The organism is Larkinella terrae, assembly GCF_009668025.1.
Classification (GTDB): domain Bacteria; phylum Bacteroidota; class Bacteroidia; order Cytophagales; family Spirosomataceae; genus Larkinella; species Larkinella terrae.
Genome location: NZ_WJXZ01000009.1, coordinates 308,861 through 329,818, shown reverse-complemented (window position 1 = coordinate 329,818; position 20,958 = coordinate 308,861). Strand labels below are relative to the sequence as shown.

At 51.3% G+C, this 20,958-nt stretch carries 14 protein-coding genes; 8 read left to right on the top strand and 6 right to left on the bottom strand.

Annotated elements, in window-relative coordinates; genetic code table 11:
• Positions 1–249: 249 nt before the first annotated feature.
• Positions 250–3,504, bottom strand: coding sequence for an amidohydrolase family protein (locus GJJ30_RS15905; RefSeq protein WP_154176150.1), 3,255 nt, complete (start codon positions 3,502–3,504; stop codon positions 250–252).
• A 216-nt stretch (positions 3,505–3,720) separates the two neighbouring features.
• Positions 3,721–4,044 carry a hypothetical protein gene (locus GJJ30_RS15900; RefSeq protein ID WP_154176149.1) on the bottom strand — a complete coding sequence of 108 codons (324 nt, stop codon included), beginning with the start codon at positions 4,042–4,044 and terminating at the stop codon, positions 3,721–3,723.
• A gap of 329 nt (positions 4,045–4,373) precedes the next feature.
• Here GJJ30_RS15900 and GJJ30_RS15895 point away from each other — a divergent pair, with 329 nt between their 5' ends.
• The 4 genes from GJJ30_RS15895 to GJJ30_RS15880 all read left to right on the top strand — a co-directional run bounded on the left by GJJ30_RS15895 (position 4,374) and on the right by GJJ30_RS15880 (position 9,429).
• Positions 4,374–5,804 (top strand): Gfo/Idh/MocA family protein, encoded by a 1,431-nt coding sequence (locus tag GJJ30_RS15895; protein ID WP_154176148.1) that lies wholly within the window; start codon positions 4,374–4,376, stop codon positions 5,802–5,804.
• 16 nt (positions 5,805–5,820) lie between these two features.
• Positions 5,821–7,227 carry a putative oxidoreductase C-terminal domain-containing protein gene (locus GJJ30_RS15890; protein ID WP_154176147.1) on the top strand — a complete coding sequence of 469 codons (1,407 nt, stop codon included), beginning with the start codon at positions 5,821–5,823 and terminating at the stop codon, positions 7,225–7,227.
• A 72-nt stretch (positions 7,228–7,299) separates the two neighbouring features.
• Complete coding sequence (locus tag GJJ30_RS15885) at positions 7,300–8,472, top strand: Gfo/Idh/MocA family protein (protein ID WP_154176146.1); 1,173 nt, start codon at positions 7,300–7,302, stop codon at positions 8,470–8,472.
• 108 nt (positions 8,473–8,580) lie between these two features.
• Positions 8,581–9,429, top strand: a complete 849-nt coding sequence (locus GJJ30_RS15880) for a ThuA domain-containing protein (protein WP_154176145.1) — start codon at positions 8,581–8,583, stop codon at positions 9,427–9,429.
• 6 nt (positions 9,430–9,435) lie between these two features.
• On the opposite strand, the gene GJJ30_RS15875 is transcribed toward GJJ30_RS15880, so the two are convergent.
• Positions 9,436–10,671, bottom strand: a complete 1,236-nt coding sequence (locus GJJ30_RS15875; RefSeq protein ID WP_154176144.1) for a TlpA family protein disulfide reductase — start codon at positions 10,669–10,671, stop codon at positions 9,436–9,438.
• Positions 10,672–10,741: 70 nt separating this feature from the next.
• Positions 10,742–11,653 (bottom strand): serine hydrolase, encoded by a 912-nt coding sequence (locus GJJ30_RS15870; RefSeq protein ID WP_154176143.1) that lies wholly within the window; start codon positions 11,651–11,653, stop codon positions 10,742–10,744.
• A gap of 141 nt (positions 11,654–11,794) precedes the next feature.
• Here GJJ30_RS15870 and GJJ30_RS15865 point away from each other — a divergent pair, with 141 nt between their 5' ends.
• The 3 genes from GJJ30_RS15865 to GJJ30_RS15855 all read left to right on the top strand — a co-directional run bounded on the left by GJJ30_RS15865 (position 11,795) and on the right by GJJ30_RS15855 (position 17,985).
• A complete protein-coding gene (locus GJJ30_RS15865; RefSeq protein ID WP_154176142.1) occupies positions 11,795–13,429 on the top strand; it encodes a Na+/H+ antiporter in 1,635 nt (544 codons plus the stop codon).
• 178 nt (positions 13,430–13,607) lie between these two features.
• Positions 13,608–16,028 (top strand): ABC transporter permease, encoded by a 2,421-nt coding sequence (locus GJJ30_RS15860; RefSeq protein WP_154176141.1) that lies wholly within the window; start codon positions 13,608–13,610, stop codon positions 16,026–16,028.
• A gap of 91 nt (positions 16,029–16,119) precedes the next feature.
• Positions 16,120–17,985, top strand: a complete 1,866-nt coding sequence (locus GJJ30_RS15855; RefSeq protein WP_154176140.1) for a CocE/NonD family hydrolase — start codon at positions 16,120–16,122, stop codon at positions 17,983–17,985.
• Between the two features lie 7 nt (positions 17,986–17,992).
• Here GJJ30_RS15855 and GJJ30_RS15850 read toward each other — a convergent pair whose 3' ends face one another.
• Together GJJ30_RS15850 and GJJ30_RS15845 are read right to left on the bottom strand one after the other, a co-directional pair.
• Positions 17,993–19,063 (bottom strand): hypothetical protein, encoded by a 1,071-nt coding sequence (locus GJJ30_RS15850; RefSeq protein WP_154176139.1) that lies wholly within the window; start codon positions 19,061–19,063, stop codon positions 17,993–17,995.
• Positions 19,064–19,274: 211 nt separating this feature from the next.
• Positions 19,275–19,745, bottom strand: a complete 471-nt coding sequence (locus GJJ30_RS15845; RefSeq protein ID WP_154176138.1) for a Dps family protein — start codon at positions 19,743–19,745, stop codon at positions 19,275–19,277.
• 243 nt (positions 19,746–19,988) lie between these two features.
• Between GJJ30_RS15845 and GJJ30_RS15840 the strand changes: the two genes are divergently transcribed.
• Complete coding sequence (locus tag GJJ30_RS15840; protein ID WP_154176137.1) at positions 19,989–20,954, top strand: YihY/virulence factor BrkB family protein; 966 nt, start codon at positions 19,989–19,991, stop codon at positions 20,952–20,954.
• The last annotated feature ends 4 nt before the right edge of the window (positions 20,955–20,958 follow it).

Below are 20,958 nucleotides of genomic sequence, written 5' to 3'. Positions count from 1 at the left end.
TCAAGTTTATCAAGCTATAAGTTTTAGCTCGCAATTTAATTGAAATATTTTTGGATCAATGGGCGTAAACCGCGTTTAAACAACGGTTTGTAGCCTAATATATTATACGGTAACAAGATTGCGGGTTTCGGTGTACAGTTTATGGTTTTCAGTTTATTGTATTCGGTTGTGGTCCCCGCTGAGACTGACACAAGTTGCCACAAGAACGCGTCCGCCAACCGAATGCCGTAAACTGAAAACCGCAAACCATCAATGCAACCCCTGGCAAATACAATGAATGTGGCCGAAGCTTTGGGTTTCGGCGTGCCATTCAAAGGCGTCGTTATAGCGGTTATTTTCCCAGAAAAACTTACTGCGCGGGCGGTTGTAATTGCCGGTTTCGTTCATCGAAGCAGCATCGAAAAGACGACCGTTAACCATCACAAACTGAATCGCTTCGCTGTTGCGAAGGTCTTGTAACGGATTTTTGTCCAGCACCAGTAGGTCCGCCAGTTTTCCAACTTCCAGCGATCCGATTTCCCGGTCAAGTCCCAGGTTTCGGGCCGGAATGATGGTGGCTTGTTTTAGCGCCTGCAGATTTGAAATACCGCCCTGTCCGAGCATCCAGAGTTCCCAGTGCGCTCCCAGACCCTGCAACTGACCGTGCGCTCCGAGGTGAACACTCACGCCCGCGTCGGAAAGTTGTTTAGCGGTCTGCGAATTGCCTACGTGCCCGAATTCTTCATCCGGCAGCATCGTCCGCCGACGAGATCGGCTGTCGACCACGGCGCGGGGCGTAAACCGCAACAGGCGTTCCTGCTCCCAGACATTCATTTTCTGGTACCAGTAATATTCGCCCGAAACACTACCGAAAGCTACGATGAGCGTCGGCGTATAACCGGTTTTGCTGTTGCTCCACAACGACACCACGTCTTTGTAAACCGGATCGACCGGAATATTGTGTTCGATTGTCGTGTGACCGTCCATGATCATGGTCATGTTGTGGTTGAAAAACGAGCCACCTTCCGGTACCACCATCATGCCCAGTTCGCGGGCGGCCTGAATGATCTGCTGGCGCTGGTTCCGGCGGGGCTGGTTATAGCTTTTGACCGAAAACGCGCCCACGGCTTTCATCCGGCGCAGGTGCGAACGGGCGTCTTCGAGGCTGTTGATGATCGTTTTGAAATCACCGTCGGCACCGTACAGGATCGTTCCCGTTGAATACACCCGTGGACCGATCATCCGACCGGTTTTGACCATTTCTGATTGGCTGAAAACCATTTCGGTGTTCGACGACGGATCGTGGACGGTCGTGACGCCGTAGGCCAGATTCGTGAAATACGACCACTGCTGCTGGGGTGATTTGCCGTCGCCGGTGCCGATGTGCGCGTGCGTATCGATCAGGCCGGGCATGATGGTTTTCCCAGTCGCATCGATGATTTTGGCCCCCGCCGGAATGCTGACCGAACTGGCTGGTCCTACCGCCAGAATCTTGTTGTCCTGCACCACCACAGTTCCGTTTTCGATCACGGCATCGTCTTTCATCGTTAAAACCGTGCCGCCTTTGAAAGCCACAATGCCTTTCGGAACGTCGGTGGTAAGTTTCAAACCGATCGGAAGGCCGGTGCTGTCGATCGCTGGCAGTTTTTCGGGAGCGCCTTCGACAAATGCAAAACTGTTCTGAATGGAACGTGTGAAATATTCGGGGCCAATGGTCCAGTGCAGTTTTTTGCTGTCGGTCGACCAATGCAGGTAATCGCCCGCGTCGCGCGTGACTTTATAAACCGGGAAGGCCCTGGTGCCGCCCGAAAGATCGGCGGCTTTCCCGGCCTGCGTAAACGGAGCAATGTAGACCTGAAAAAGCTCCTGAAACGCAATCCAGCGGTAATCAGGGCTGGGAACGAAGCGCGTGGCATATTGCGACGTAAAATGCGTTTGCTCGTCGGCATTGTTCAGCGTCACGCTCTTGAAGGCCTTCGTAGCGCCGTCTTCCACAAAATAAATCCGGTCGCCGGTGCTGTTGAAAAGCGGGTCTTCGCCGTCTTCCCGAATGAATTTTGGCGTGCCGCCGTTGGCCGCCATGACATACAAACCGGGTTCCTTGCCGTACGCAAAACCCATAAAACCGTTTCCGGTCGATTTCCGAAACACGATCTGGGTACCATCAGGTGAGAAAACCGGGGTGTTGTAAAAGCCCTTTTCCCGCGTCAGGGTTTCAATTTTGCGGGTTTTCAAATCCAGTTTCCGAATGCTACCCGTCAACGAATCATTCCAGGTGGTGTAAAGGAGAAACTTTCCGTCGGGGCTGAAACTGGGTTCGTACTCAAAACTGGCGGTTTCTTTCGTCAATCGTTCGGGCTGGCCGTTGGGCAGCGTTTTCGTATAAAGAAAACCGGCAGCGTGAAAAATCAGCGTTTTTTCGTCGGGCGACGTGCGGGCGTGGCGAATCATTTTGGACTCAAACGTCGGCGAAAAAACCGTCTGCGGAAAACGTACGGCGTCGGTCACCGTCAGTTTGGCATTGACCGAAAACGGGATCTCAACCCCTTTGGCCGTCGACACGTTGACCCGGAATAATTTACCTTTGGCCCAGATCACCAGCTCTTTGCCGTCGGGCAGCCAGTCGTAATTCGGATACAAGCCCATGATGGCCCAGGCTTCCTGCTGGTCTTTATTCAGCTGATCGAAAACCGGAAACTCCTCACCGGTTTTCAGGTCGTGGATGAACAACACGGTTTTGGTACGAACGCGCCGGACAAAAGCCAGCTGCCGACCGTCGGGCGAAATCTGCGGACGTGTGGCCCCACCTGGTCCAGTGATGATATTCTTCACTTCGCCGGTTTGCCGATCCAGCCGCCGGATGGCGTAAATCTGCCCATTCGGGTCTTTGTTGTACTGGAAAATTGGCCCCGGACTGACGTCTTCGCTGAAATAAACATAACGACCATCCGGCGAAACGCAGGGTTCACCGGCGTCCTGCTGGTCGTTTTTTCGTTTGGTGAGCTGCAGACCCGACGTAATTCCTCCGGCGTGATACAGCCAAAGCTCACCGGCGCCGAGCGACCGGCGACTCGTAAAGTGCTTGCGGGCAATGAGATACTGGCCGTCGGGCGTCCAGACGGCGTTGTTCAGTAACCGGAAATCTTCGTTGGTAATCTGGCGCGGACTGGAACCGTCGCGGTTCATCGTCCAGATGTTGTCGCCACCGGCGCGGTCGCTGGTGAACGAAATCCGCTTGCCGTCGGGGCTGTAGCGCGGCTGAATGTCCAGCGGTAAACCGCCTGCCAATAATTTGGCCGTTCCGCCGGTGATGGGCAAGGTGTAGAGGTCGCCCAGCATATCGAAAACGATTTCGCGGCCATCGGGACTCACGTCGAGGTTCATCCAGGTGCCTTCACTGGTCGTTAAACTGACTTCTTTGGAAGGACCGTGCGAAGCGGCCACATCCCAGGTGTCTTTGGATTTTTGGGCAAACGATAGGGTCGAAGCCAGCAAAACAACGGCAACGGTGTACAAGTTTTTCATAGTGGGAGCGAAAGACTCCGAAAGATACTCATTGCACCGAAAAGAAGCGGCCAAAACCGCAAATAAGGAACATCCCCGCGCGGTTTATCGCCAGCTACAAAGATTTTGTTCGAACCGGATTTGAAGAAGAATGCAGGGAGCCTTGCACTTTTCGGGAAAGCTGAATCGTTACCAACCAAAAGGCATCAACCGGTTTCGGACTATATGGCCGAATGGTCAATGCCAGAAGAAAAGGTGGTTTTTTGAAGATGACTCTAAACAGGTGGTGGCGCTATTTATAACTTTCGATGTACCACTGATCGATGAACTCTTTTTCTGACTTCGTTCAAAAGCGATGGCGTCGCTGGTTGTCGCAATCAGGCCCTTTGCCTTCAAATTCTTCGCCGACTGATTCAATAATGCCTGCTTTCCTTTGGTTGGCGCTTTTGCTTTCGATTTTCCAGCGTTGATGACACCGTAACTCGGCCCTCCACAGGCCAGCATCCACATGCCGATCGCCAGCCCAAGGGCCGACTGAATTAATTTAACGTTCGTATTCATCTGGTGTGTATTTGTTGTTTATGCTGCGAAAGTAAAACCCAGACCGGATGGAACGGAATAAAATAAGGTCAAGTGGAAAAAATCGGGGTTTAAGTGGAGGATTGTTTCGGCGAATCGGGCGGTTATTGGTACGTTCTTGAAAAATGAATAGTAAAAATCGACGCGTCGTTTCTTATTGTAGGTAGACAAGGATTAAAGAGAATAGATTAATGACTTAAGGCCTTAAAAAGTGGGATCATCTTGCTTCTTTTCGCTTAGGTCTGATGGTCGAATTCAGTCAGATAATCGGTGCGTTTTTAAGGAATAACCTCTATCAATCTAGCCATCTTATGGAACCGGATAAAAAATCAGTTGTAACCAGAAGGAAATTTCTCGACTTGTCGGCCAAAGGGGCTCTGGCTACGACGGCCCTCGTGAGTGGTTTTCCCAGCATTGTACCGGCCTCGGTATTTGGCAAAAATGCGCCCAGTAACCGCATCAACGTCGGCGCGATCGGGGTGGGGCGAATTTCGCGGACGCACGATTTGCCAGGCGTCTGGCAATACGACAATGCCCTGATCATGGCGGTTTGCGACGTGGACAGCAAGCGGGTTGAAGAAGGAAAGCAACTGGTCAATGGGGTTTACGCCAAGAAATCCGGTAAATCCTACGATGGCGTAAAAGGCTACGGCGATTACCGCGAACTCCTGGCTAACAAAGATATCGATGCGGTTTTGATCAGCACGCCCGACCACTGGCACGCGCCGATGGTGGTGCACGCTGTCGAAGCCGGAAAGGATGTTTACATGCAAAAACCGGCTTCGCTGACCATTTCGGAAGGGCGGTTGATGGCCGATGCCGTGAAAAGAACGGGTCGGATCATGCAGGTGGGCAGTCAGCAGCGGTCGTCGAACCAGTTCCGGTATGCCGCTGAACTGGTGCGCAATGGCCGGATCGGAAAACTGAAAACCGTCTACGTCGGTTTGCCCGGCGATCCTTCGGGCGATGTGGAACCCGAAATGCCCATTCCGAAAAATCTGAATTACGACATGTGGCTCGGCACAACACCGGAGGTGTATTACACCGAAAAACGGGTGCACCCCCAAGTGGGTTACGACCGGCCGGGCTGGTTGCGCTGCGAGCAGTTTGGCGCGGGAATGATTACGGGCTGGGGCTCGCACCACATCGACTGTTCCCACTGGGCGATGGATACTGAATATACCGGTCCGATCGAAATCTGGGGGAAAGCCGATTTCCCGAAGAGCGGTTTGTGGGATGTTCACGGGATATTTCGCACCGAGGCTATGTACGAAAACGGGGTGCACATGATCGTGAGCAACGAACTGCCCAACGGGATCAAATTTGAAGGAACCGACGGCTGGATTTTTGTGTCGCGCGGTGATGCGGCAGTAACCGCCAGCGATCCGGTTGCCAAACAAAATGCGGCTAAAGCGCTGGATGCCAGCGACCCCAAGATCATTACATCCGTGATTGGTCCGAACGAAATTCACCTGCCGGTGAGCAAGGAACACCACGGCAACTGGCTGGAAAGCATCGTTAGCCGCAAGGAGCCGATTGCTCCCGCTGAGGTTGGTCACCGTTCGTGCTCGGCCTGTCTGCTGCATCACGCGGCTATGAAACTGCCCCGGAAACTGTATTGGGATCCGAAAAAAGAGCAGTTCAAGAATGACCCGGAAGCCAATAAACTTTTAGCAAGAACTCAACGATCGGCTTACGCCATTAAAACCGTAGCTTCATCAAAAACCGCCAAATCCCGTTAACGGAGCACCCATTCGAATGAAAATATCGCCCATTATTGGCAGCCTGTTTCTAGCTGCGCTGATTACCGCCTGTCAGTCTGAGAAAAGCAAGGATGACATGATTCACCTGATTACGCTCGATCCCGGCCATTTTCATGCCGCGCTGGTTCAGAAAACCATGTATGAAGGAGTCGATTCAACGGTCCAGGTGTATGCGCCGGATGGTCCGGAAGTGCAGTTACACCTCGATAAGATTAACGGTTACAATAGCCGGGCGGAAAACCCGACGCACTGGCACGAAGACGTTTATCTGGGCGCGGATTTTCTGGATAAAATGCTGGCCGATCAGGGCAAGGCCAACAAGGCGGCCAGCGTGGTGGTGATGTCGGGCAATAACCGCCTGAAGACCGATTACATTCAGAAAACGATTGCCGCCGGTTTTAACGTGCTGGCGGATAAACCGATGCTCATCAGCGCGGCCAATTTCGATAAACTGAAAGATGCGTTTGCCACGGCGGAGAAAAACAAGGTGCTGCTTTACGACATCATGACGGAGCGCTACGAAATCAGCACGCTGTTGCAGCGGGCGTTTTCGATGCAGCCGGACGTTTTTGGGACGCTGGAAAAAGGAACGCCCGAGAACCCGGCCGTGACCAAGGAAAGTGTTCACCATTTTTACAAAAATGTGTCGGGCAGCATTCTCACCCGGCCGTCGTGGTTCATGGATGTTGCCCAGCAGGGCGAAGGAATCGTTGACGTAACGACCCACCTGGTCGACCTGGTGCAGTGGGAGTGTTTTCCGGAACAAACGATTGATTACCAGAAAGATATCGCGCTGACTTCCGCCCGCCACTGGACAACGGATATGACCCTGAGCCAGTTTACGGCCATTACGAAACAGAAGGCTTTCCCGGATTACCTGAAAAAAGATGTGGTGAAAGACAGCGTCTTGCGGGTTTACAGCAACGGCGAAATCAACTACCAGCTGCGCGGAGTGCACGCCAAAGTGTCGGTGATCTGGAAATACAAGGCTCCCGAGGGAACCGGCGATACGCACTATTCGATCATGCGCGGCACCAAAGCTAATCTCATCATCCGGCAGGGAGCCGAGCAGCAATTCAAACCGACGCTGTACATTGAAGCGATTGGAAAAGAAGCCGATACGGAAACTGCACTGAAAACCGCTTTGCCAGTTATTCAGAAGACCTATCCGGGTGTTGATGTAAAGAAAATTGCCAAAGGTTGGGAAGTGGTCATCCCGGAAAAATTCAAAGAAAGCCACGAAGCACATTTCGGTCGGGTTGCAGAAAAATACCTCGAGTACCTGAAGACCGGTTCGTTGCCCGCCTGGGAAGTTCCGAACATGCTGGCCAAATACCACACGACCACGCAGGCGCTGGAACTGGCCAAACGCACTTCCGGATCAACCGTCGCTACGCGGTAATTCGTGATTACTGAACCTGAAAATTTAGCACTAAACGACCAAAAATCACGGGCTTTGATCCGTGGGTACGCTATGAAACGACAAGCAAACCGACGCCGGTTTATCAAGGAATCCGTCGCCACCGCGGCCGGTCTGGCCGGCCTGAGTGCCCTGCCGAATGAGCTACTGGCAGCCACTGAACCACCGCATTCACTGCCTCTGGTGGGTCGCAGTGCGCGGCCGCAGGGAGCGCCCCGAATCCGGTTTTCGGCCATTGGGCTTAACCACGGCCATATTTACGGGCAGGTGGAAGCCGTTATTCGGGGTGGTGGACAGTTGGTTTCGTTCTACGCCAAAGAACCGGAGCTGGCCGCTGCCTTCACCAAACGCTATCCCGAAGCCAAGCTGGCCAAAAGCGAAAAGGAAATCCTGGACGATAATTCCATTCAACTGGTGGTCAGTGCCGGAATTCCTGACGAGCGCGCCCCGCTCGGCATTCGCGTCATGAAAGCCGGGAAAGATTACATGGCCGATAAACCAGGTATTACGACGCTCGAACAATTGGCCGAGGTTCGGAAGGTTCAGAAGGAAACCAAACGAATTTACTCGATCATGTACAGCGAACGGTTTGAGAACAAGGCAACCATCAAAGCGGGCGAACTCGTCAAAGCCGGTGCTATTGGAAAAGTGATACAGACCATCGGCCTCGGTCCACACCGCATAACGCCGAAATCCCGGCCCGAATGGTTTTGGGACAAACAACGGTTTGGCGGCATCATCTGTGACATTGCTTCGCACCAGTTTGATCAGTTTCTGTTTTTCACGGGATCGACGCAGGCCGAAGTAGTGGCTTCGCAGGTAGGCAATACCAACCATCCAGATCACCCGAAGTTTGAAGATTTCGGCGACGCGATGGTGCGCGGCAACGGCGGAACCGGTTACATCCGGGTCGACTGGTTTACGCCGGACGGCCTGAAATCCTGGGGAGACGGCCGGTTGACGATTCTGGGGACGGATGGGTTTATGGAAATTCGCAAGAACGTGGACATCAGCGGGCGCGAAGGTGGCAATCACCTCTTTCTGGTCGATAACAAGGAAACGAAAACCATCGATTGCAGCCAGGTGGTAACGCCCTACGGTTCGTTGCTGATCGACGACATTCTAAACCGGACCGAAACCGCCATGACCCAGGCTCACTGTTTTCTGACCACTGAACTGGCGTTGAAAGCCCAGAAACAGGCTCAGGATGTAAAATTGAAGGTTTAATATTTGACCATTGACGATAGACCATAGACCATTGACGATCAACAATGGTCTATGGTCTATCGTCAATGGTCCAGCGTCTATGATCATCAGTCAGATAATCTATTTCCCATGAATCGAATTGCTACAACTTTTCTGACCGGTTTATTGCTGGTGCTGACCGCATCGGCGGGCTGGAGTCAGAAGGAAGAAAAGGTTAACTGGAAGAAAATCAAGGTATTGGTGTATACCAAAAATGGAAAGGGCTATGTTCATGACAACATTCCTTTTGCGGTAAAGAGCATCCAGAAAATGGGGGAGGAGAACGGTTTTAAGGTGGACGTCTCGGACCAGCCGACGGTTTTTACCGAAGATAATCTGAAGCAATACACGTTGCTGATTTTCCCCAGCACGAATAATGATGTTTTTGATACGGACGAGCAGCGCCTTTCCTTCCGCCGGTATATCGAAGCCGGGGGCGGTTTTGTGGGCGTCCATTCCGTGACCGGCACCGAGCGAAACTGGACCTGGTTCAAGCGCATGATCGGCGGCACGTTTGCCTGGCATCCCAAATTCCAGAAGTTTAAAACCACCGTCATCGACACGAAACATCCGTCGATGGAGGGCATTCCCAAAGTGTGGGAAAAGGCCGACGAGTTCTACTTCACGAAGGAAATGTCACCGGGACCCACGGTCGTTATGGCGCACGATTTGACTTCGCTTACCAGCGACGAACCTGAAAAAGTAAAGATGTTCGGCGGGACGTTTACGAATCTTTATCCGGCGGCCTGGTACTATAATTTCGACGGCGGCTACACCTGGTGTACGACCCTGGGCCACGATAAAAAGGATTACTCGGAAGATCCGATGTTCATCAAACACATTTTTCAGGGCATCCGGTACGTGGCCAGCCAGGTCAAAAAGATCGATTTTAGTAAAGCGTACGCCGATTCGCGGGATGCCCCGATTCGGGATAATTAAAACCGCTTACTCGTCCAGTAATTTCATGATATCCTGCCAAACGGCCTCGGCACTGCTGGGCCGTTTGGCGTTTAAATCCGCCATCTGCCCTTTTTTGTCGATCAAAATATACCGCGGAATGCTTTGAATGCCGAAGTATTGCACGATTCGCGACCGCCAGCCCCCTTTCGACCAGCCCTGTTCGCCCGGTAATTGATGGGTTTTCACCGCATTTTTCCAGTTGGTTTCCGAATCGTCGATGGAAATGTACAGGAACGCTACTTTTTCCAACTGCTTCTTCGTCAGACGCTCATAGAGTTTTTTGGAATGCGGCACTTCGCCAATGCAGGGGCCGCACCAACTCGCCCAGACGTCGAGATAAACCACTTTTCCCTTAAAATCGTCGAGCGTGACCGACTCGCCGTTCTGATTCACAAACGAGAAAACGTTGGGATCGACGGCTTTCTTTTTCGCGGCAACCTCTGGTTTGGGCTCGTCTTTTCGGGCCATTACCGCTCCGCAGCGGGCTTTTACCAGATCGGCATATGTCGCAGAATTGGGCGTGGCAGTGAGCGCGGCAAAAACCGTGCGGACGGACGAGGGCGCGGCTTTTTCACAATTGTCGAGCAAAAGCCGGGTCAGCGTATACTGGTAGGGCAAACCGCTCAGGTGCTGGCGGGCAAAACCGGCTTTCTCCGGCAGAATCTTGTCCAGGTCGTTTTGCGTGTATTTGGCAAAATTCCGGGCTTTGGAATTGAAATACGTCACGTAATAGAACAGGAAATTCCGGTACGGTTCGGACGTCATGGCGGTTTCATCATTGACCTTCGACTCATCGAACCCTTCCAGCATCACGGCGGGCAGCGACGGCACGGTTTGCTGAGTCGCCTGAACGTTCGTCCGCACAATGGGCCAGGCCATGAGCAAATGCCAGTAATTCCAGCGAATGCAGTTTTCAACGTATCTTTTGAAGTTCTCGGAAAATTGACCCGCCTGCGGATAGTCTTTGTAAAAAGCCTGTTGGGCTTTCCGGGCCGTAAACAGGTTCATTTCCCAACCATCGACGCCCAGCGTCTGCGCTTTGGCGTATTGGGCCGGAGCGTCGAAATCACTTTTAAATTTTTCGGTAAACTCCCGTAAAAACCGTTGTTCAACCGCAGCAGTGAATAGGGTTTCGGGTTTTGCCCCCGGATAAATATCCTGTGAAAAGCCGTTTGTGACCAGGCCGGAAAACAGCAGCAGGAGTAAAGCGATTTTTTTCATAATTCTTTATTGAATCTACAAGCAAATAATGGTCCAGATCTGATATGAAAACGGGCATTAAGCTGGCTTATTATTTCACATACTGGTAAATCAGGCCGGAAACGGTCGCCAGCGTTTCGGTGGCAGCCGCATCATCCGGCATTTCTTTTGAAAGTAGAACGATCACGTATTTGCGGCCATCGGGGAGGTAAACAATCCCGGAATCGTGACGAACCGTCGCGAAAGAACCGCTTTTATGGGCTACTTTCACGTCATTCGGCAATTTCGCCGGAATCACGGAGCTGAAGTGCTGATCGAGTAACACCTTGATCATTGCTTCCGATGCCTGGGAACTAACGGCCTTTCCGGTGGCGATTTTTTCAAACAGCACCATCAGGTCGTAGGCCGTAACGGTATTGTTCAGCCCTTTCTGGAAGGCTTTGGTGTCTTCCACGCCCCGCAAAACGTTGCTGTTTTTAGCCCCCAGTTCGCGCATGGTTTGCGTCACTTTTGTAGCATCCACCAAGTCGATGATGAGGTTGGTAGCCAGGTTGCTGCTGACAATAATCATATCGTACATGAGCGAATAAAGCGTCCGCTTTTTGCCGACTTCGGTGTACAATTTCGTTTCGCTGTCGTCCTCGGGCCGGAGGCTGTAGAGGCTGCCGTCGGCGATGCTTTTGAATTGGTTTTTAATCAGAACAGAATCCGTCAGGGAAAACCGCTTCTGAGCCACCTGCTTGTACACTTCGACCATCACCGGCGTTTTCATTGTACTGGCGGCATGAAAAACCTCCTGTTCCCGAATCAAAAGTTCACGTCCGTTAGTTAAATCTTTGAAAGCGACCGCAAACCGCCCCGGCTGCTTTTTGAATTCGAGCTCAATCTGCTGTTTGAGTTGCTCCAGCGTTGGTTTCGATTGAACAAAAGAGGCAAAACCGATCAGGGAGATCAGGAAGAAAGAAATACCGCGCCGAATGGCTTTGTTTTTTTGAAAAACCATAACTTGATTCCGTTGAAATCGGACGAACTATCCGCGTACGCTTACAAACCGATGCCCTTAATAGGCTTGTTAATGGGCCGAATTCCCGGTTTTTGAATTTTACAAGGTAAGCATTTTCGTTAAACAGACCCGTTTGACCCGATGACCAATCTTGAAATTGTTTTGATATTAATGGCCATTCTGGCCGCATTGGCTTCGGTGACGCAGAAACTGAAAATTCCGTACCCGATTCTCCTGGTGATTGCGGGACTGGTGCTGGGTTTTATCCCCAGCATTCCAGACATTCACCTGGACTCGGAAGTGGTCTTTTTAATTTTTCTGCCACCCTTACTCTTCGAAGCTGCCGGTAACATTTCGTGGCACGAATTCAAAGCCTATCGGCGCCCCATCGGGATGCTGGCGGTTTGGCTGGTTTTCCTGACGACAGTGGCCGTGGCTGCAGCCGCGCATTATTTCATTCCCGGTTTCACCTGGCCGCTGGCGTTTGTGCTGGGAGCCATCACCTCACCGCCCGACGCCGTTGCTGCGACGAGTGCCACGCGCGGGCTGGGTCTTCCCCGGCGGCTGATCACCATTCTGGAAGGCGAAAGTCTGGTCAATGACGCGTCGGCGCTGATTGCCTACCGGTACGCTGTGGCCGCCGTCACCAGCGGGAGTTTTGTGCTCTGGCAGGCCGGTCTGCAGTTTCTGGTTGTCGCTTTGGGCGGAGTCGCCATCGGACTGGCCATTGGGTACATTTTTACCAAAATTCATAACCGGCTCGAAAATCCGACGGTTGCCACCACGATCACGCTGTTGATGCCTTTCATGGCCTATTTGGTGGCCGAGCACCTGCATACCTCGGGCGTATTGGCGGTGGTGGCTACCGGTTTGTACCTGGCCTGGCATTCCTACGAAATCTATTCGTTTCAAACCCGGATGCAAATCAACGGTTTTTGGAATATTCTGATTTTTCTGTTGAACGGTTTTGTCTTTATTCTGATCGGTTCTCAATTACCCGTGATAACGAAAAGTATCGGGGGCGATTCCATACCGGCCTTAATTGGATACGGTTTGCTCATTAGTTTTGTGGCGATTATTACCCGGATTATTTGGATTTTTCCGCTGGCTTATCTCTACGCCATGATGCGAAAACGCGGGAGACGGGTTTTCCGGTTTAGCTCCAGCGAACTGTTCATCACCTCCTGGGCCGGAATGCGGGGTGTAGTTTCCCTCGCGACGGCCCTGGCGTTGCCCATTACCCTCCGCAATGGGCATCCGTTTCCAATGCGGAGCGAAATTTTGTTCATATCCTTCATGGTGATTCTGGTCACGCTGGTGTTGCAGGGGCTAACCTTACCGGTGTTGATCCGGCGGCTGAACGTGAAAGAACCGCCGGAGAAAGTTCTGGCAGAAGAGAAGAAAATTCGACTGGCCATCACCACCAGTTCGATTACGTTTATCGAAGGGGAGCTGTCACTGAATCTGCACGATGAGGTGTTGAGCGAACTGAAAAACCGGTTTGAGCAGCAGACCAACTACCTGAATGGTATTTTGCGAATGGATGAAAAACCTAAAAAAGGAGAACCCATTTCCGGACCGAATTTCTTTAAAGAGTTTGTTGAGAGCGAATTAGCAATTGTTGACCACCAGCGCGACCTGATCATCCAGTGGCACAAGGACGGGACCTACAGCGACGAGGCCATTCGGCGGATTGAGCAGGAACTCGACATCCGAAGTCTCAGTTTGGAAACCCAGTTGCGCCGGTTGCGGCCCGCGGAAACGATGGAATTATAAGCCTTTCAGCGGTTTTCTTCCTTTTTTGGATTACTTCATGATCGGATTTCGGTCGCAACCGGGTTAAAATTACTCTATTTCGAAGCTAAGTCGGTATTCTTTTTTAATTGTGCGTATTTTAGGGAGTAAATGAAATTCCTCAAAACCGTTCCCTGGTTATTCTCTCATTTTCAGGCCCATGCTTCGACATTACTCAACCGTCGTTTTTCGAACCATTCTGCGAAATAAAATTTACACCGGCATTGTCATCACCGGCCTGGCGTTCGGGATGGCGGCTTTTCTGCTGATTTCCGGTTACGTCCGCTTCGAGCAAAGTTACGATCGGATTCATCCGAACGGCGACCGGGTGTATCGAGTCGAAAGCGTCTTTTATAAAAACGGAGTACAGACTGAACATTGGGCGACCAGCTCCAATGGCTACGTCCCGGCTATGAAACAGGCTTTTCCGGAAATCGAAGCGTTCACGCGCATCGCCTGGCGGGGCTCGACCCGCGTCGTTCGGTACGAGGAAGCCAAGTTTCGGGAGGACCACGTCTGCTTTGCTGACTCCAATTTCTTTACTTTTTTCGGCTATCCGGTTCTCAAAGGTGATCGGCGGACGTTCCTGACCTCGCCCAATACCATCGTGATTTCGGAATCGGCGGCCCGGCGGTATTTCGGAAACGCCGATCCATTGGGCAAATACCTGGATGTCAGCACCATTGCGAGTTCGTATCATTGCGAGGTAACGGGCGTGTTTGCCGATTTACCGTCCAATTCGACCATGCAATTTAGTATGCTTATGTCCTTTGCCACGTCGAACCGGCGCAACTGGGATTTCTGGTACCAGCACGAAAGTTACTCCTTTGTCCGGCTAAAACCTCAAACCGATCCGGCGAAGCTGATTGCCAAATTCCCGGCCTTGTCAGAAAAATACAAAACCGCCGAAGCCCTCCGCGACCATGTCTGGAGCATCGACCTGGTTCCGCTGCACGACATTCACCTGAATCCGGCTACCCAGAACGAAATTGAGATCAAGGGCAATCGCCGGGCGGTTCAATTTTTGTCGGTTATCGCGTTCGTTATTTTGATCATTGGCTGGGTCAATTACATCAATCTGTCGACCGCCCGGGCGATGGACCGGGCGAAGGAAATCGGCATTCGGAAAACCATCGGTTCGCATCAGTCTCTGCTCGTGTTTCAGTTTTTATTCGAATCGCTGCTGCTCAACGTGCTGGCATTGGTGCTGGCCGTCTTGCTTGTGGTTATCGCTCATTTCGTTTTGCCGGGCTTTCTGGACATTCCGACGACTTCATTCGACTGGAGCGAACCCACGCAGTATGCGGTTTTTGCGGTAATATTTCTGGTTGGAATCGTGGTTTCGGGCATTTATCCGGCGCTGGTTTTGTCGCGGGTAAAACCGGTACTTGCCTTAAAAGGCCAATACCGGTTTACGGGCAGCGGGGCGGTTTTGCGCAAAGGACTGGTCGTTTTTCAGTTTATGGCCTCGATGATCCTGATTGTCGGGACGTTTGTCGCTGGGCGTCAATTGGCGTACATGATGAATCAGGATTTAGGAGTTCGCGTGGATCAGGTGCTGGTGTTGAAAGCGCCCGTGAAAACCGATCATTATGCGCAGAAAACCCAGACCCTGAAAAATGACCTTCGGGCCGTTCCGGGTATTACGGAGGTGACGGGTTCGGGAGCAGTGCCGGGGAAAGAAGTGGGGCAGATGCTGGCCAACCGCCGACTGCACGAAGGTCCGGAATCCGATCGGCTGTACGAAATGCTGATGATCGACTTTGATTTCCTGAAAACCTACGACCTGCAACTGGCTGCGGGTCGTGCATTCGACCGCAGCCGCCCCGCCGATTCGACGGGGCTGATTCTGAACGAGTCGGCCGTCAGGCAGTTCGGATTTAAATCGAACGAAGATGCCATTGGGGAAAAAATCCTGCTGGAGGTGACCCATGACCGCCCGAATGAAATCATTGGGGTTGTCAAAGATTACCACCAGCAGGGGCTCCAGAAGCAGTTTACGCCCCTGATTTTATTCATGGACCCCGACTACCGCTGGCTTCCGACGGATTATTACTCTCTGAAAATCAGCACTAATCAGGTAGATGGCCTGGTCGAAAAAGTGCAGACGGTTTGGGGGCGGTTTTTCCCGGAATCGTCGATGGACTACTTCTTTCTGGATGATTTTTTCAACCGGCAATACCGGCAGGATCGTCAGTTTGGCCGTACTTTCATTCTGTTCTCGTCGCTGGCGATTCTGATTGCCTGCATGGGCTTGTTCGGAATGACTTCGTACAACACGGCCCGGCGGACGAAAGAAATTGGCGTTCGGAAAGTGCTGGGCGCGTCGGTCGCCAGTGTGTTACGATTACTGGCCTGGGAGTCAATGCGTTTGCTACTCGTGGCTGGTCTGCTGGCGATTCCGGTTTCGTGGTATTCCATCCACCAATGGCTGTCGGTGTATGCCTTCCGGATCGAGCTGAACCCGTTTCACTGGCTGATTCCGATGCTGGTTCTGGTTTTGATTGCACTGGCCACCATTAGTTTTCAGACGATTAAAGCGGCTTTAAATAATCCGACCAAATCGCTTCAAAATGAGTGACGTACCAAAGGACTGGAGGAATGATCTGGTTTCACATTTGTTGATCGCGAGTTACTATCTAAAAAAACGGACTGAGTCCGTCGGTACATCTATGAAAATCTACGTTTTGATTATCTGTTTTTGGGCAATTTCCATTCAAAGTTTTGCCCAGGCTCCGGCAGCCAATCCGTTCATCAAAGAAAATTACAACAAGTTCGAATACCAGATTCCGATGCGCGACGGGATCAAACTCTTCACGGCGGTTTATGTTCCGAAGGACATTTCGGTGGAAAAGAAATACCCCATCCTGATGCAGCGAACGCCGTATTCCTGCCGCCCATACGGGACGGATCAGTTCCCGGCCCGGCGGCTTGGCCCTTCTGAATTTGTTCTAAAAGACAAGTATATTATTGTCTATCAGGACGTTCGAGGACGCTGGATGAGCGAAGGCGTTTTCCAGGAAATGACTCCGCAAATTCCCAATAAAAAGTCTAAAACCGATGTCGACGAAAGCACGGATACCTACGATACGGTCGACTGGCTGATTAAAAACGTTGCGAATAACAACGGTAAAGTGGGGCAGTGGGGAATCAGTTACCCCGGTTTTTATGCTTCGGCAGGCACGCTGAGCGGTCACCCGGCTTTGGTGGCGTCGTCGCCCCAGGCACCAATGGCCGACCTCTGGCGGGACGACAGCTACCACAACGGCGCTTTTCTGATTCCGCACAACTTCAATTTCTACCCTTATTTTACGAACCGGACGGACGGAACCCCAACGAAAACGCCGTCTGCTAAGGAATTTAACTACGGCACGGAAGACGGCTACGCGTTTTTCCTGAACCTCGGTCCGATGAAAAATTCGCAGAAAGCCGGGTTATACGAAGGAAAAGATCCGTACTGGAACGGCAACCTGGCCCACCCGAATTACGATCAGTTCTGGCAGTCGAGGAACATTTTACCGCACCTGAAAGGTATCAAACACGCGGTGATGATTGTCGGCGGCTGGTACGACGCTGAGGATTTGCACGGTATTTTCAAGACATATGCAGCCATTGAAAAGCAGAATCCCGGCATTTACAACATTCTGGTGGCAGGTCCGTGGACGCACGGCGGCTGGAACGATACCGGCGATCAACTGGGCAGTGTCAATTTTGGCGAAAAAACCGGTCCGTATTTTCAGGAAAACGTGGAGCGGAAGTTTTTTGCGTATTTTCTGAAAGGTGAAGGCGATGCGAAATTTCCTGAAGCCCAGGTTTTTGAAACCGGAAGTAACAAATGGCGGAACTTCGACGCCTGGCCGCCCAAAGCCGCCGTTGAAAAAAATCTATACCTGCTGCCAACTGGAAAACTGACTTTTGATGCCCCGGCAACCAGCAGCGGTTTTGCCGAATTTGTGTCCGATCCGAAGAAACCGGTGCCGTTTACCGAAACTATTTCGCTGGAAATGAACCGCGATTACATGGTGGAAGACCAGCGGTTTGCCGCCCGTCGGCCTGACGTTTTGGTGTTTCAGACCGACGTGCTCGACAAAGACGTGACGCTGGCCGGTAACATTCTGGCGAATCTGAAAGTATCGACCACCGGCACCGATGCTGACTGGATGGTGAAGCTGATCGACGTGTATCCGGGCGATGCAAAAGATAACGCGAATACGGCTAAAAACGAGAAAATGAGCGGTTTTCAGCAAATGATCCGGCACGATGCGTTTCGGGGGAAATTCCGCGATGATAAAACCAATCCCAAACCGTTCAAGCCGGGCGAAGTGACCAACGTCAACTACGAACTGATCGATATTCTACACACCTTCAAAAAAGGCCACCGGATCATGGTGCAGGTTCAGAGCACGATGTTTCCGCTCTATGACCGGAATCCGCAGAAGTTTGTGCCAAACATCCACAACGCCAATGAATCCGATTATCAAAAAGCAACCCACCGCGTTCACGGTGGGAGCTTGTTGAAAGTTCGGGTGGTGGACTGAGCGGTTTTTACAGACAACCCCCAAATGCGCCGTTCAGGTTAAATCGAAATCGGTCTTCGGCGTAATACTGCATGGTATTCGGGGTCGTGCAACCGCCTTTGGCCACAATGGCATCGAAGGTAGCGTTATTGACAACGAAAAAATCTTTTGGCCCGATGCCTATCGGAAGAACCCAGGAAAGCTGAAACTCAACCATCTGGTTGGAGCCAACTGCCAGTGTTGCCAGACTTGACAGGTCGACGGTCACCAGGTTGGAGGCTTCCAGGCGCGAGGGCAGCGAGGAGTTGGAATACCGAAACGAATACGTTGGAGCCGGGCCCGCCGGAGCCGTCTTTAACCGTTTGATGTACGCCCGAACCTTGAACGTAGCTGATGGTCCGGAAGTGGAGAACGCCTGGGCTGTCGTGAGGTTAATGGCGCAATCGGCAGACGTGAGCGCTTTGATGAGTGCCGGGCCGGAATTCTGCAAAACCTCAATGCTTTCAAAATTGAATTCGGGCGGATATTTCAGGCACCGTTCAAGTTCGCAGGGCGTCTCTTTGGTCAGAAAACAATAGATAAATTTGGAGATCGGGAGTAGGAGTCGGGCGTAGGCTGTCCAGGACCGATTGATCAGATCTTCTTTTTTGAGTTGCAGCGGAATTGTCATCGGGCTGGGCGCATCCACCAGCTGGTAATCCCATTGAAACGCTTTCGACGTTATGAGTTGTTCCCCCGGCAATGTGATCACGTTCTCTTTTAGGTACTGCGCAATCGGGTAGGCTTCGCCCAACAGGAATTGGTTCTTTTCATCGTACAGCATCCGGAGAATAGCCGGATTTTTGACTTTCTTCATCTGGGCCAACTGGTCCTGCGTCAGAGTCAGTCGCGAACCGTAATAGACCCCTTTGTCATCTTTACGAACCGGATTCAGCGGAGGGGCGGCTTCCGCTCGTTCATCGAGCACAAGCGTTTTTCCATCAAGGCCGACCAACGAGACTTTAAGCGAATTACTGGAAACCTTTTGCGGATCAATCTGGCAACTGACAACGGCCAGAAACAGGAGGGCGAACGTAGCGAAGGCGATTTGTTTCCACATGGCGTTCAGGAGGATAGGATGATGCGAACAAAAAAATATCATCCGAATCTAACCTATTTTTTACCGGAGAAACTTCAATTATTAGGCAACGGTAGAACGTTTAATTAAATGGTAATGCGTTAGTTATGAAAAAGGATGATAGGCTCTTTTGTATAAAAATCAAAAAACCGGTATCTGATCGGATACCGGTTTTTTAAACGAAAAATTAGTCCTACGACAGATATTTCCGCAGCATCCACGCCATTTTTTCGTGGTCTTCCATCAGGTTGGTCAGGAAGTCGGCAGTTCCGGCGTCGTCGAGTTCCTCACACTTGCTGACGTCTTCGCGTAGCTCGCGAATCGATTGTTCGTGGTCGTCCAGCAGCCGTTTGAACATATCCGGGGTCTTAATCTCGTCACTTTTGTCCTCTTTCAGGCTGGTGAGCTTCAGGAAATCTTCCATTGTCGAAACCGGTCGACCTCCCAGGGTACGGATGCGCTCGGCTACTTCATCGATGGCCGCTTCGAGCTGCTTGTATTGTTTCTCAAAAAACTCGTGGTATTCCAGAAAACTCGGTCCGGCCACGTTCCAGTGGTATTTGCGAGTTTTGATGTATAAAACGTGTTGGTCGGCCAGAAGGGCGTTCAAAAGCTCGTTGACTTGTTTCAGGGTGTCTTGATCAAGACCAATGTTGAGTTTCATGTCGTTTGTGTCTTAAAATGAGAGGACGGTTTTTCAGGTCCCGTCCATTCTAAAACCATCGGAAAGCCGCTTTGTTTGCTGGAAAACCCAAACAACACTTGATCATTCTTGTTTAGAAATAGTCAAGAGAGAAGAAAGACAAGAGAAGTGAGAGGTTGGATAAGAAAGGTGAGAATAGCGACTCGGTAAATGATATTTTGTCTCTCGTCTATACTCTCTTGTCTATTAAAACTCATCAACGTTATGAAACAGTCGAAAACGAAACGGTTTTTTTCAGATGCCTGGACTTTGTTGTTGGGAACGTACAACGGTTTTTCAAACGACCGGGGACTAAAACTCAGTGCGGCACTGGCTTATTATACGGTTTTTTCGCTGGCTCCTTTACTCGTTCTCCTAATCTCGATTACGAGTATTTTTTACGGTGAAGAGGCTATTCGGGGGCAGGTTTTTTCGCAAATCAACGGACTGGTTGGCAATCAGGCGGCCGCGCAGATTCAGGAGATGATCAAAAGTGTGGAGCTTTCGGGTAAAACCAGTGTAGCGCTGATCACTGGAATTGTTACCCTGATTCTGGGGGCAACCAGTATTTTTGTTGAAATCCAGGACTCGATCAACCTGATCTGGCGCGTGAAAGCCAAACCAAAAAGGGGATGGGTTAAATTACTGAAAGACCGCTTATTATCGTCGTCGCTCATCGTCAGCCTGGGTTTCCTGCTGGTCGTTTCGCTGATTGTTAACGGGTTAATTCTGGCATTAAGTGATACGCTGACCCGGTACTTCCCGGATATTGCCGTCATTTTTGCCGAAATATTTAATTTCCTAATTAGTCTGGCAGTAATTACGGTTTTGTTTGGAGTCATTTTTAAAGTTCTTCCCGATGCCAAAATTGCCTGGAAAGATATTCGCTGGGGGGCGTTTTTCACCGCGCTGCTCTTTATGCTGGGCCGGTACCTGATCGGGCTATACATCGAAACCACCAGCACCGGTTCGACTTACGGAGCCGCCGGTTCGCTGATCGTGATCCTGGTCTGGATTTATTACACAGCGGCTATTTTGTATTTCGGCGCGGAATTTACCCAGGTGTATGCCGAACATTACGGTATTAAAATCGAGCCCGCCGATTACGCGGTTTACGTCGAACAGCAGGAAAAAGAACGGGACGTTAAAACGCTGCCACCACAGAAAAATACCGAAACGGTTAAGGATTAAGCAG